This is a genomic window from Pseudomonas sp. LTGT-11-2Z (assembly GCF_003691445.1).
In the GTDB taxonomy this organism is placed as follows: domain Bacteria; phylum Pseudomonadota; class Gammaproteobacteria; order Pseudomonadales; family Pseudomonadaceae; genus Aquipseudomonas; species Aquipseudomonas monteilii.
On the sequence record NZ_CP033104.1, the window covers coordinates 1 to 12,843 of the forward strand.

The 12,843-nt window shown below is 60.3% G+C and carries 12 protein-coding genes; 10 read left to right on the top strand and 2 right to left on the bottom strand.

What is annotated here, in order from left to right; genetic code table 11:
- Positions 1–430: 430 nt before the first annotated feature.
- Positions 431–1,651, bottom strand: coding sequence for a CaiB/BaiF CoA-transferase family protein (locus D8767_RS00005; RefSeq protein WP_016712876.1), 1,221 nt, complete (start codon positions 1,649–1,651; stop codon positions 431–433).
- Between the two features lie 14 nt (positions 1,652–1,665).
- Complete coding sequence (locus tag D8767_RS00010; protein WP_016712875.1) at positions 1,666–2,847, bottom strand: acyl-CoA dehydrogenase; 1,182 nt, start codon at positions 2,845–2,847, stop codon at positions 1,666–1,668.
- Between the two features lie 161 nt (positions 2,848–3,008).
- Here D8767_RS00010 and D8767_RS00015 point away from each other — a divergent pair, with 161 nt between their 5' ends.
- The 10 genes from D8767_RS00015 (at position 3,009) to D8767_RS00060 (ending at position 12,840) form a co-directional block, all read left to right on the top strand.
- Positions 3,009–3,908, top strand: a complete 900-nt coding sequence (locus D8767_RS00015; protein ID WP_028699519.1) for a LysR family transcriptional regulator — start codon at positions 3,009–3,011, stop codon at positions 3,906–3,908.
- Between the two features lie 434 nt (positions 3,909–4,342).
- The gene (locus tag D8767_RS00020; RefSeq protein ID WP_016712874.1) at positions 4,343–5,464 is read left to right on the top strand and encodes a Re/Si-specific NAD(P)(+) transhydrogenase subunit alpha; all 1,122 of its coding nucleotides are present in this window, start codon (positions 4,343–4,345) and stop codon (positions 5,462–5,464) included.
- 11 nt (positions 5,465–5,475) lie between these two features.
- Entirely contained in the window at positions 5,476–5,790 is a 315-nt protein-coding gene (locus D8767_RS00025) for an NAD(P) transhydrogenase subunit alpha (RefSeq protein ID WP_016484308.1), read from the top strand.
- Between the two features lie 2 nt (positions 5,791–5,792).
- A complete protein-coding gene (locus D8767_RS00030; RefSeq protein ID WP_016712873.1) occupies positions 5,793–7,229 on the top strand; it encodes an NAD(P)(+) transhydrogenase (Re/Si-specific) subunit beta in 1,437 nt (478 codons plus the stop codon).
- Positions 7,230–7,415: 186 nt separating this feature from the next.
- Positions 7,416–8,909, top strand: coding sequence for an acetyl-CoA hydrolase/transferase family protein (locus D8767_RS00035; protein WP_016712872.1), 1,494 nt, complete (start codon positions 7,416–7,418; stop codon positions 8,907–8,909).
- A gap of 403 nt (positions 8,910–9,312) precedes the next feature.
- The gene (locus tag D8767_RS00040; RefSeq protein ID WP_003256968.1) at positions 9,313–9,528 is read left to right on the top strand and encodes a DUF1127 domain-containing protein; all 216 of its coding nucleotides are present in this window, start codon (positions 9,313–9,315) and stop codon (positions 9,526–9,528) included.
- Between the two features lie 304 nt (positions 9,529–9,832).
- Positions 9,833–10,150 (top strand): DUF2388 domain-containing protein, encoded by a 318-nt coding sequence (locus tag D8767_RS00045; RefSeq protein ID WP_016712871.1) that lies wholly within the window; start codon positions 9,833–9,835, stop codon positions 10,148–10,150.
- An 87-nt stretch (positions 10,151–10,237) separates the two neighbouring features.
- The gene (locus D8767_RS00050) at positions 10,238–10,531 is read left to right on the top strand and encodes a DUF2388 domain-containing protein (RefSeq protein WP_016712870.1); all 294 of its coding nucleotides are present in this window, start codon (positions 10,238–10,240) and stop codon (positions 10,529–10,531) included.
- 36 nt (positions 10,532–10,567) lie between these two features.
- A complete protein-coding gene (locus tag D8767_RS00055; RefSeq protein ID WP_012316830.1) occupies positions 10,568–10,888 on the top strand; it encodes a DUF2388 domain-containing protein in 321 nt (106 codons plus the stop codon).
- On the top strand, positions 10,885–12,840 hold the full coding sequence (locus D8767_RS00060; protein WP_016712869.1) for a DUF4105 domain-containing protein: 1,956 nt from the start codon (positions 10,885–10,887) through the stop codon (positions 12,838–12,840). Before D8767_RS00055 ends, D8767_RS00060 begins: the two co-directional genes overlap by 4 nt.
- Positions 12,841–12,843: the final 3 nt, after the last annotated feature.

The following is a 12,843-nucleotide window of genomic DNA, read 5'->3' on the forward strand; positions in this document are numbered from 1 at the left end:
CTTGATTCGATTTGTTAAAGAGCGTTTGGTTAAGAGCTTTTCGTCTCAACCGAGGCGCGCATTCTACGCTTTCCTCAGAGCCTGTCAAGCGTTTATTTTGAAGTTTTTTGCGAGAAACTCGTTTAGCTTCAAACACTTGGCTCGCTGCGATCTCTCGTAGCGGGAGGCGAATCATACAGCGTTTAAAACCGCTGTCAACCACCATTTCAACCGCTTGCGATCATTCGATCGTAGCCCTTTCAACTCCACCTTAACTATTTAACTCATTGATTCTCAAGGAGTTTTTCGTTCCGATGTCGCTGGAAGTGGGGCGCATTATAAGGGGATTCGAAACCGCGTCAACCGTTAATTTCAAGAAACCTTAACATCGCTGAAAAGCAAAGCGGGGAGGCCTGACGGCCTCCCCGCTTTTCAGCAACACCGGACAGCTCTACAGCACGCCCGCATCACGCAAGCGCCGCACCTCTCCCGCTTGCAGCCCCAACACCTCCCCCAGCACCAACTCAGTGTGCTCACCCAACAGTGGCGGCGCCAGGCGATACTCCACTGGCGTCTCCGACAACCGTATCGGGCTTGCCACCTGCGGAACGCTACCCGCCAAAGAATGGGGAATGCTCACCGCCAACCCCCGAGCCAGCACCTGAGGGTCCTGAAACACCTGCGCCAGGTCATTGATCGGCCCACATGGCACGCCCGCAGCTTCCAACTGGCTTACCCACTCGGCCGTGGTCTTGAACACCGTTGCCTGGCGGATCAAAGGAATCAGCTCCGCCCGGTTGGCCACCCGCAGCTTATTAGTGGCGAAACGCGGATCATCCGCCCATTGTGACTGCCCGGCCACTTCGGCGAACTTGCGGAACTGACTGTCGTTGCCCACGGTAAGAATGAAGTCACCATCCGCCGTCGGGAAATCCTGGTAGGGCACTATATTAGGATGCGCATTACCTAGCCGGCGAGGCGGGGTTCCCGTAGTCAGGTAGTTCATTGCCTGGTTCGCCAGGCAAGCCACCTGCACATCGAGCAATGCCATATCGACATGTTGCCCCACCCCGGTCTGATCCCGGTGGGCGAGGGCAGCGAGCATCGCCACCGTGGAATACAGCCCGGTAAGAATGTCGGTAAGCGCCACACCCACCTTGACCGGCCCTGCGCCTTCCTCGCCCTCCGGGCGGCCAGTCAGGCTCATCAGCCCGCCCAGCCCCTGGATCATGAAATCGTAACCCGCACGCTTGGCATAGGGTCCAGTCTGGCCAAACCCCGTAATGGAGCAATAGATAAGCCGTGGATTGACCGCCTTCAGGCTCTTGTAGTCCAACCCATAAGCAGCCAGACCGCCCACCTTGAAGTTCTCGATGACGATATCGGACTTGGCTGCCAGCTCACGCACCAGGCGCTGCCCCTCAGGCTGGGTGAAGTCGATGGTCACCGAGCGCTTGTTACGGTTGGCTGACAGGTAATAAGCCGCCTCGCTGGTATTGTCACCCGCAGCATCCTTCAGGAAGGGCGGGCCCCACGCGCGCGTATCGTCACCACTGCCCGGGCGCTCGACCTTGATCACGTCAGCGCCCAGGTCAGCGAGAATCTGGCCAGACCATGGGCCAGCCAACACGCGCGAAAGGTCCAGCACCCGCAGATGTGATAGCGCGCCCATGGGCTGGCTCCTTATTAATAGAAGGCCTGGATACCGGTTTGCGCACGCCCCAGGATCAATGCATGCACGTCGTGCGTGCCTTCGTAGGTGTTGACGACCTCCAGGTTGACCAGGTGACGGGCCACGCCGAACTCGTCGGAGATGCCATTACCACCCAGCATGTCACGCGCCATGCGGGCAATATCCAGCGCCTTGCCGCAGGAGTTGCGCTTCATGATCGAAGTGATCTCCACCGCAGCCGTCCCTTCGTCCTTCATGCGCCCCAAGCGCAGGCAACCTTGCAGTGCCAGGGTGATTTCGGTCTGCATGTCAGCCAGCTTCTTCTGGATCAGCTGATTGGCAGCCAGCGGGCGACCGAATTGCTGGCGATCCAGCGTGTACTGACGCGCAGTGTGCCAGCAGGCTTCCGCAGCACCCAGCGCCCCCCAGGAGATGCCATAACGGGCTGAGTTAAGGCAAGTGAACGGGCCTTTGAGGCCACGCACATCCGGGAAGATGTTCTCTTCTGGCACGAACACATTGTCCATGACGATTTCACCGGTGATGGAGGCGCGCAGGCCAACCTTGCCATGGATAGCCGGCGCACTCAGGCCTTCCCAGCCCTTTTCCAGCACAAAGCCGCGGATATCACCGGCATCGTCCTTAGCCCAGACCACGAATACATCAGCGATTGGGCTGTTGGTAATCCACATCTTGCTGCCGGTCAGCCGGTAGCCGCCATCTACCTTCCTGGCGCGGGTAATCATCGAACCTGGATCAGAACCGTGGTTAGGCTCAGTCAGGCCGAAACAACCGATCCACTCACCACTGGCCAGCTTGGGCAGGTATTTCTGCTTTTGTGCTTCGGTACCAAACTCATTGATCGGGACCATGACCAGCGACGACTGCACACTCATCATCGAGCGGTAGCCCGAGTCGATACGCTCCACTTCACGCGCAATCAGGCCATAGCACACGTAGTTCAGGCCGCTGCCACCGTACTGCTCAGGGATGGTGGCCCCCAGCAGGCCGACTTCACCCATCTCGCGGAAGATCGCCGGGTCAGTCTGCTCGTGGCGGAACGCTTCAAGTACACGAGGGGCCAGCTTGTCCTGGGCGAACTGATAAGCGCTGTCACGCACCATGCGCTCTTCTTCAGTGAGCTGCTGATCCAGCAGCAGCGGGTCGATCCAGTTGAAGCTTGCTTTACCGGCCATGAGCGAAATCCTCGAAATAGGGGGCAGTTTCTTGTGCCTTTGAGCCTAGGCCTGATCGGCGCCCGGGACAAACGAGGATTGCGCACCAATTAGTGATAATTTGTCACTCCGTAAATCGGCAAAACGCCTTATTGAAAGCCTTACAAGTGAGGTTGACGTACATGCGCCGCAAGATCCCCAGTACCGCTGCCCTGGTTTGCTTCGAGGCGGCAGCACGCAACGAGAGCTTTACCAAGGCCGCCCAGGAACTGGCCCTGACCCAGGGCGCCGTTTGTCGCCAAATTGGCGGCCTGGAGGCCTTTCTCAATGTGGAACTGTTTCGCCGCTCGCGCCGCGGCGTGAAGCTGACCGAAGCCGGCCTTTCCTATAGCCGTCAGGTGGCCGCCCAACTGGACGCCGTGGAGCGCGATACCTTGTCGGTGATGGGCCAGCAGGGGGCCAGCGTGATCGAACTGGCAGTGGTGCCTACCTTCGGCACTCAATGGCTGCTTCCGCGCCTCAAGGACTTCCAGCAACGCCACCCAGAGGTCACGGTCAACCTCACCAACCGAACTCGGCCATTCCTGTTCGCCGACACTTCGTTCGATGCCGCGATCTATTTCGGTGATGCCGACTGGTCCGGCACCCAGTCTCACCGGCTGATGGGGGAAAACCCTGTCCCCGTCTGCAGCCCGGCATTGCTGGCCGGGCAGGGCACGCTTGAAGCACAGTGCATCGCCCAACTACCCCTGCTGCAGCAAAGCACGCGCCCCTATGCCTGGCGGCAATGGTTCGGCAGCTTGGGGATGAATGTGGAGCGCGACATGACAGGCCCGCGTTATGAACTATTCTCGATGCTCTCCCAGGCGGCCATACATGAAATGGGGATCGCGCTGATTCCGCCGTTCCTGATCCAGCGCGAACTGGAGGAGGGTAGGCTGGTGGTCGCTAACAGGCATGCCCTCGACAGCGACAAGGCCTACTATCTGATGATTCCGGAGCGCAAGGTGGAATCGGCATCACTACGCGCCTTCCGGGACTGGCTGGTAAGCCAGGCCCACGCCTACATTGCAAGAAAATGAGTAGTGCGACAAATTGACCCTGTAGTCAATTATTTTAAACACCTACAGATATATGGATTTGTCGCATATCCGTAAACTGTTATGCAAGCCAGAAAATACCCTTTAACCCTGCTAAGCACGCGGCCTTGCGGGTTATTTTGCGACACTCAGCGTGCCGTAAGCGAAATGACCGAAAAATTTTTGTTTTTTTCTCCTAATCTGCCAATAGCCCATGCTTGACGGGCTACAGCCTTACTACTGCGACAAGCGGTCACAGGGTGACTTGTAGTTTTAACTTCGTTTCGCTCCAGAACCGGTTGAAGGCCCCTTGGTTCGTCTGCAAAATGCTTCGCCCGCCCGGGAACTGGCGGGTCGGCGCTCCACAGCCGCCCCAGTGCACCATCCGAAGTGTGCTGGCTTTTACAAAGACAAAAGGTCACCGCAGGAGAAAAGTCGTGCACATTGGTGTTCCTCTCGAGACGCAGACCGGTGAGACAAGGGTCGCTGCGACCCCGGAAACCATCAAGAAACTGATTGGCCAGGGCCATCAGGTCACCGTCCAACGGGGGGCAGGGCTAAACGCCGCCATTCCGGACAGTGCCTATGAGGCCGTGGGTGCTTCCATGGGGAATGCCGCCGACGCCTACGGCGCCCAATTGGTACTCAAAGTGGTCGCCCCCAACGACCAGGAACTGGCCCTGATCAACAGTGGCAGCCTTCTGGTGGGCATGGTCAACCCCTTCAACAGCGAACTGATCGGCAAAATGGCCGAACGCGGTATTACCGCCTTCGCCCTGGAAGCCGCACCGCGTACATCGCGGGCGCAAAGCCTGGACGTGCTGTCGTCGCAAGCCAACATCGCCGGTTACAAGGCTGTGTTGCTGGCGGCCCATCACTACCCGCGCTTCATGCCCATGCTGATGACCGCTGCCGGTACCGTTAAGGCCGCGCGCGTGTTGATTCTGGGTGCGGGCGTTGCCGGCCTGCAGGCCATCGCCACGGCCAAGCGCCTGGGCGCAGTGATCGAAGCGTCCGACGTACGCCCGGCCGTGAAAGAGCAGATCGAGTCGCTGGGCGCCAAGTTCATCGACGTGCCCTACGAGACCGATGAGGAGCGCGAATGCGCCGAAGGGGTGGGGGGTTACGCCCGCCCGATGCCTGCCAGCTGGATGCAACGCCAGGCCCAGGCCGTGCATGAGCGCGCCAAGCAGGCGGATATCGTCATCACCACCGCACTGATCCCCGGCCGCAAGGCTCCGACCTTGCTCAGCGCCGAAACCGTCGCGCAAATGAAGCCTGGCTCGGTGGTCATCGACCTCGCTGCAGCCCAGGGTGGCAACTGTCCGCTGACGGTTGCTGACCAGGTCGTGCAGGAAAACGGCGTGACCATTGTCGGCCCGACCAACCTGCCTGCCCAAGTGGGTGCCGATGCCTCGGCGCTGTATGCACGCAACCTGCTGGACTTCATGAAGCTGCTGTTCGACAAGGACGGCGCACTGGTCATTAACCTCGAAGACGACATCGTCGCGGCCTGCCTCATGTGCCGCGATGGCCAGGTCGTCCGCAAGAACGGCTAAGGAGCACGACAATGGAAGATATGCTGATTTCCCACGGCATCTACAACCTGATCATCTTCGTGCTGGCCATCTATGTGGGCTACCACGTGGTCTGGAACGTCACCCCGGCATTGCACACCCCATTGATGGCGGTCACCAATGCCATCTCGGCAATCGTTATCGTCGGCGCCATGCTGGCCGCGGCCCTAACCGTTACCCCGGCAGGCAAGCTGATGGGCACCCTGGCCGTGGCCCTGGCCGCAGTCAACGTGTTCGGTGGCTTCCTGGTCACCCGCCGCATGCTTGAGATGTTCAAAAAGAAAGCCAAGAACGAGGGGCAGAAGTAAGCATGAGCATGAATCTGGTAACACTTCTGTACCTGGTTGCGTCGATCTGCTTCATCCAGGCGCTCAAGGGCCTGTCGCACCCGACCACTTCGCGGCGCGGCAACCTGTTCGGCATGATCGGCATGGGGATCGCCATCCTCACGACCGTCGGCCTTATCTATAAGCTTGGGGCAGAGCTCGCTACTGCCGGCATCGGCTACGTGATCGTCGGCCTGCTGGTTGGTGGTACCGCCGGCTCGATCATGGCCAAGCGCGTCGAAATGACCAAGATGCCGGAGCTGGTCGCCTTCATGCACAGCATGATCGGCCTTGCTGCGGTGTTCATTGCCATCGCCGCCGTGTTGGAGCCGCAGTCGATGGGCATCGTTGCCGCCATCAGCGACCCGATCCCTACCGGCAACCGCCTGGAGCTGTTCCTGGGTGCTGCAATCGGTGCCATTACCTTCTCCGGCTCGGTAATCGCCTTCGGCAAGCTGTCGGGCAAGTACAAGTTCCGCCTGTTCCAGGGCGCACCAGTACAGTTCGCCGGCCAGCATAAGCTGAACCTGATCCTCGGCCTGACCACCATTGCCCTAGGCCTGCTGTTCACCTTCACCGGCCACTACAGTGCCTTCACCTTGATGCTGGTTTTGGCCTTCATCATGGGTGTGCTGATCATTATTCCGATCGGTGGCGCCGACATGCCGGTGGTGGTGTCGATGCTCAACAGCTACTCGGGCTGGGCTGCGGCCGGCATCGGTTTCTCGCTGAACAACTCGATGCTGATCATTGCAGGTTCGCTGGTGGGTTCGTCCGGTGCCATCCTCTCGTACATCATGTGCAAGGCGATGAACCGTTCGTTCTTCAACGTCATCCTTGGCGGCTTCGGCGCTGACACCGATACGGGTGCGGCGCAAGGCTCCAAAGAGCAGCGCCCGGTGAAGTCCGGCTCGGCCGACGATGCCACTTTCCTGCTCAGCAACGCCGACAGCGTAATCATCGTGCCGGGATATGGCCTGGCGGTGGCCCGTGCCCAGCACGCGCTGAAGGAGCTGACCGAAAAGCTGACCCACAACGGCGTAACCGTGAAGTACGCGATCCACCCAGTGGCAGGCCGCATGCCCGGGCACATGAACGTATTGCTGGCCGAGGCCGAAGTACCTTACGACCAGGTGTTCGAAATGGAAGACATCAACGCCGAATTCGGTCAGGCCGACGTGGTGTTGGTGCTGGGTGCCAACGATGTGGTCAACCCGGCGGCGAAGAACGATCCGAAATCGCCCATTGCCGGCATGCCGATCCTCGAAGCCTTCAAGGCCAAGACCATCATCGTCAACAAACGCTCCATGGCCAGCGGCTATGCCGGCCTGGACAACGAACTGTTCTACCTGGACAAGACCATGATGGTGTTCGGTGACGCCAAGAAAGTGATCGAAGACATGGTCAAGGCTGTGGACTGATACCCACGGCTGAAAACCAGCGGATATAAAGGAAGCCCCGGTCAGAATCTGCCGGGGCTTTTCTTTTATTGATCCGGATCAACGGCTCTACTTCAGGGCTTCTCATACGACCATGGTCGTGGGACGGCAATGGGCGAAATCTCTAGACTGCGCTGCAGTAGTTTCAGTAGCCCGAGATAACAATCCATGTACCGTGATCGTATCCGCTTGTCCTCCCTGCACAGCAAGGTAATGAGTGCGGCTGATGCCGCTGGTCTGATCGAGGACGGCATGACCGTCGGCATGAGCGGTTTCACCCGCGCCGGTGAAGCCAAAGCTGTACCGCATGCACTGGCCGAACGTGCCAAGCAGTCGCCACTGAAAATCAGCCTGATGACCGGCGCCAGCCTGGGCAACGACCTGGACAAGCAACTGACCGAGGCCGGCGTGCTGGCTCGCCGCATGCCATTCCAGGTCGACAGCACTCTGCGCAAGGCCATCAACGACGGCCAGGTGATGTTCATCGACCAGCACCTGTCGGAAACCGTCGAGCAACTGCGCAACCAGCAGCTGAAACTGCCGGACATCGCCGTCATCGAAGCCGTGGCCATTACCGAGCAAGGCCACATCGTGCCAACCACGTCGGTAGGCAACTCGGCCAGCTTCGCGATCTTCGCCAAGCAGGTGATTGTCGAGATCAACCTCTCGCACAACCCCAACCTGGAAGGCCTGCACGACATCTATATCCCGACCTACCGCCCGACCCGCACGCCAATCCCGCTGGTCAAGGTCGATGACCGTATCGGCAGCACCGCCATCCCGATCGACCCGGCCAAGATCGTCGGCATCGTCATCAGCGACCAGCCGGACTCCCCATCCACCGTGCTGCCGCCGGATGACGAAACCCAAGGCATTGCCGACCACCTGATCAACTTCCTCAAGAAAGAAGTTGAAGCTGGTCGCATGACCAACAAGCTCGGCCCGCTGCAGGCCGGTATCGGCAGCATTGCCAACGCCGTGATGTGCGGCCTGATCGAATCGCCGTTCGAAGACCTGACCATGTACTCCGAAGTACTGCAGGACTCCACCTTCGATCTGATCGATGCCGGCAAGCTGAGCTTCGCTTCGGGCAGCTCGATCACCTTGTCCACTCGCCGTAATGCCGACGTATTCGGCAACCTTGAGCGCTACAAGGACAAGCTGGTGCTGCGCCCGCAAGAGATCTCCAACCACCCGGAAGTGGTGCGTCGCCTGGGCATCATTGGTATCAACACCGCACTGGAGTTCGATATCTACGGCAACGTCAACTCCACCCACGTGTGCGGCACCAAAATGATGAACGGCATTGGTGGCTCGGGTGACTTCGCCCGTAACGCCCACCTGGCTGTGTTCGTCACCAAGTCGATTGCCAAAGGCGGCGCGATTTCCAGTGTGGTGCCGATGGTCAGCCATGTCGACCACACCGAGCACGACGTGGACATCCTGGTGACCGAGCAAGGCCTGGCCGACCTGCGTGGCTTGGCACCACGCGAGCGGGCACGGGCGATTATCGACAACTGTGTGCACCCAGACTACCGCGCTGCGCTGAACGATTACTTCGATCGTGCCTGCCAGCGTGGCGGCCATACCCCGCACATTCTGCGTGAAGCGCTGAGCTGGCACGAAAACCTGGAAGAAACCGGGCGCATGCTGGCTAGCTGATCAATTCGTGATCCGGAACAGCGTGTGCTGTTCCGGTCACGCGCTCTGCAGGAGCGGCTTTAGCCGGGAATACCGGCACAGCCGGTGCCATCCTCCGTGTCGCCTGTTCCGCGGGCAAGCCCGCTTCCGCAACACCCTTACAATCTCCATTAAAAACTGTTCTACTGTACTGGTATTTCTGCCAGTCCCTTCCTCCTGAAATCCCCCCATCAGTCGAAAACGCACCAATAGCGTGCAGACCAGTACAGTTGCGCTTGTTTCGGGTGCAACAGTAGGGTTACACAGTTAACTGAGTCATCGTCTTTCAACTGAACTGTATCTACTGTTATGGACGACAGAGGAGGATCATTGGCATCAGTTAAATCACTACCTAATCCCGCCATAAGCGGAAGGATGAAGCATCATGGAACGTACCCTCAGTTCCGGTCTGGTTTTTGAAAGCAACGCCCAGCAATCCAACGCCTCGCTGCCGCTGCGCGCACTGTCCACCCTGCTGCTGTGGCAGCGCCGTATGGCTAGCCGCCGTCAACTGGCTCGCCTGGACGCCCGTCTGCTGGCCGACGCCGGTATCAGCGAGTCGCAGCGTTACGAAGAGCTGAGCAAGCCTTTCTGGCGCTAAGCACCGGCTTGCCGGCTTCGGCCGGCACCGCGAATTCCCGAAACCCGTTGCAGGTAACTGCAACGGGTTTTTTGCATTCAGGCCGCATGCTAGAGCCTCTCGCAAACAAATAGGTACAGTTTTGATAATCCAAAAAAACATAGATACAGTTTGTTGGCGCGCTTTTCATTAACATCCAGAAACACCGGCGCGTGATACGCTTGGCTTCACAGTCTGGTAGAACCCACTGTTAAAAGTACCGTGACGAGCTGTGCGAGCGTCCGATAAGCAGAACCACCCGACCCTAGTCCAGGAGTCCACGATCATGTCCCGTAAATACCTGATTGGCGCCGCCCTGATGCTGAGCCTGGCCGGCACCGCAAACGCCACCAGCTTCGTTGTCACCACCGACGCCGTCGTTGGCGCGGTAGCCGCGTCCACCGATGCCACTTCCGATATCTCCTCCTCGTTCAAAGACGACAAGATCGTCAAGGCCGCCCGCGACGACGCCGCTGCCTTTGTTGGCAGCCAGGGCGACATCCGCGGTGCCAAACTGGAAAGCGCCTTCTTGCACATCCGCTCGCAAGCACCCGCGTTGCAGGCCAGCGATGCGCAACTGGCCCAGGCCATCCTGGCACTCTGACGCCAGCTGAGCCCTCTAGCTGTGCTGGTGGCTACCAGCACAGCCATCCAACCTTTGCGCCCCACCTTTCCAGCTGTTGTAGAGCCCATGCGTTATCTGTTGCCGCTGCTGTTTTCCGTTGCAGGCATGGCCAGCGCCCATGCCATGGATACCACCACGCAAAGCCTGGTCATTACCGGCTATGTCACCAGCCAGGTCACCACTGCACCCTTCGATCGCAAACTGGTCCGCCAGGCGCGCGACGATGCGGCGGCCTTCGTGGCCAGCGACGGCCAGATCCGCGGTGTGCGGCTGGAAGCTGCGCTGGAATCATTACGCCACAATTGTGCACGGCACGCCGTCGGCGACCTGGAACTGGCGCAGGCAATTCTCGTCCAATAACTACATCTGACTCCCTGTATTTTTCGGAGATGCTCCATGCGTAAACCGCTGATTGCCGCTACCCTCGGCATGCTGCTGCTGGCCGACCTGGCCCAGGCACAGACCCTGGTGGCCACCAGCAATATCATCGTGCGTGCCTTTGGCCGCTCGATCGACTTCACCTCGGACACCACCACCTCGATTCGCGACTCCAAAGTGGTGCGCGAAGCCCATGACGACGCTGCCAGCTTCGTCGCCAGCAACGGTGACATTCGCGGCGCCCAGCTTGAGGCGGCCTTCAACACCCTGCGCGAGCGCGTGCCAGAAGCGCGTGGCGCCAGCGATCAGGTATTGGCCGAAGCCATTCTCGCACTGTGAAACGCGTGCGTGCCTGGCTGCTCGGCTGCGCCCTGACGCTGCCCGGCACGCCCGTATTGGCCGACCTGCAGCTTCAGCTGCAGGCAACCGGCCTGGACCCGCAGCAAACCCAGGCCACCCAGGCCCTGCTCGATGAGGCCTTGGGCAAGCTGCCCCCCCGATTCAAGCAGCAGCTGGACCGCCGCGTGCGGGTCAGCTGGAGCGACAGCATGCCGGCAGATGCCTACGGCCAGGCATCGCTGGTGTCCACCCTTGAGCTCAATCGACGCCTGCTGCCCGGTCTCACCGACGGCAGCGCTGCTACCGAACGCACCAACCGCCCCCATGGCACGGTGCGCGAAGAATTGCTGGCCACCGTGCTGCACGAGCTTACCCATATCTACGACCGTGCCCGGCTGTGGCCCGCTGCCGAGCATTCGCTGATTACCCGCTGCAAGCGCCAGCAAGGCACGCTGGGCAAAATCGGCCTGCCCGAAGCGTGCCGGGGCCAGGCCGAACGCCGCTTCACCCTCAGCGACGACCCGCGTTTGCTCGACCTGGCGGGTTGGCAACAGTACGTAGGCCGTCGTGGCGAGCGCGAGCAGCACAATGGTCAGTTCGTGCGCAGCCCCGACAGTTATGAACTGAGCAGCCCCAAGGAGTACATCGCGGTCAACATGGAGTACTTCCTCCTCGACCCGAGCTACGGTTGCCGCCGCCCGGCGCTGAACCAGTACCTGCGCGAGCACTTCGGCTGGGCACCGCAACAGGACACCTGCGCCAAGGGCCTGCCGTTCATCAATGCCGGCAGCGACTTTGCCCGCCAGCCGCTGGGTGAAATCGACCCTGAGCGGGTCTATGAAGTGGACTACCTGCTGGCCGAAGCCAACCAGAATCTGGTCAGCCGCTGGGGCCACAGCATGCTGCGTCTGGTGATCTGCAAGCCGGGCCGCCCACGCGGGCCGGACTGCCGCCTGGACCTCGACCAGAGCCTGGTGCTGTCGTATCGCGCTTTCGTCAACGATGTGCAGCTGTCCAGCTGGGACGGCCTGGTCGGCAACTACCCCTCGCGGCTATTCGTGTTGCCGCTGGGCCAGGTAATCGACGAGTACACCAAGACCGAGCTGCGCAGCCTGGCTTCCGTGCCCTTGAGGCTAAACCGCGACGAAATCGAGCGCCTCGTACGCCAGGCCGCCGAAATGCACTGGAGCTACGACGGCAATTACTGGTTCCTGTCCAACAACTGTGCCGTGGAGTCGTTGAAATTGCTGCGCAGCGGTACCGCCAACCCACGCCTCAACGACCTCGACAGCATCATGCCCAACGGCTTGCTGGCAGTACTCAAGGGCAGGGGGCTGGCAGACACCAGCGTGCTGGATGACCCGCGTGAGGCGCTGCGCCTGGGCTACCGGTTCGATTCCTATCGCGACCGCTACCAGGCCATGTTCGAGGTGCTACGCAAACAGCTGCCGATCAAGCAGGCCCTGGTCGAAGACTGGCTGGCACTGGATGCCGAGCAACGCCGTCCATGGTTTGCCAAGGCCGACCTGCGCACCAGCGCCGCGTTACTGCTGCTCGAACAGGCCAGCTTGCGCCGGCAACTGCTGCTAGCCCAGGACGAGGTCAAGCAGCGCTACCTGAATGCCGCTGCCTTGAAAGATGGCAGCGTCAGCAAGGCCGATGCGACCCTCAAGCAGATGCTCGCCAACAGCGGTTTTCTCAGCCGCCCGGCAGAACTGCTCGATGCCAAGGGCTACGGGCTGCCGCAGCCCGAGGAGCGCATGCACCTTGAGCAGGTCAGCAGCGAACGCCAGGCACAGTTGTTGCGTTTGAGCACCAGCCTGGACAAAGAGGTGAGGGCGCTGCTGGAGCCGTCTCGGGCCAAGGAAATTGCGGCTGTCGAGGCCAATGTGAAGCAGATTGGCGAACATTTGCGGGCACTGCACAAGGCAGCGGGAGGCCTGCAGTTGTGATGT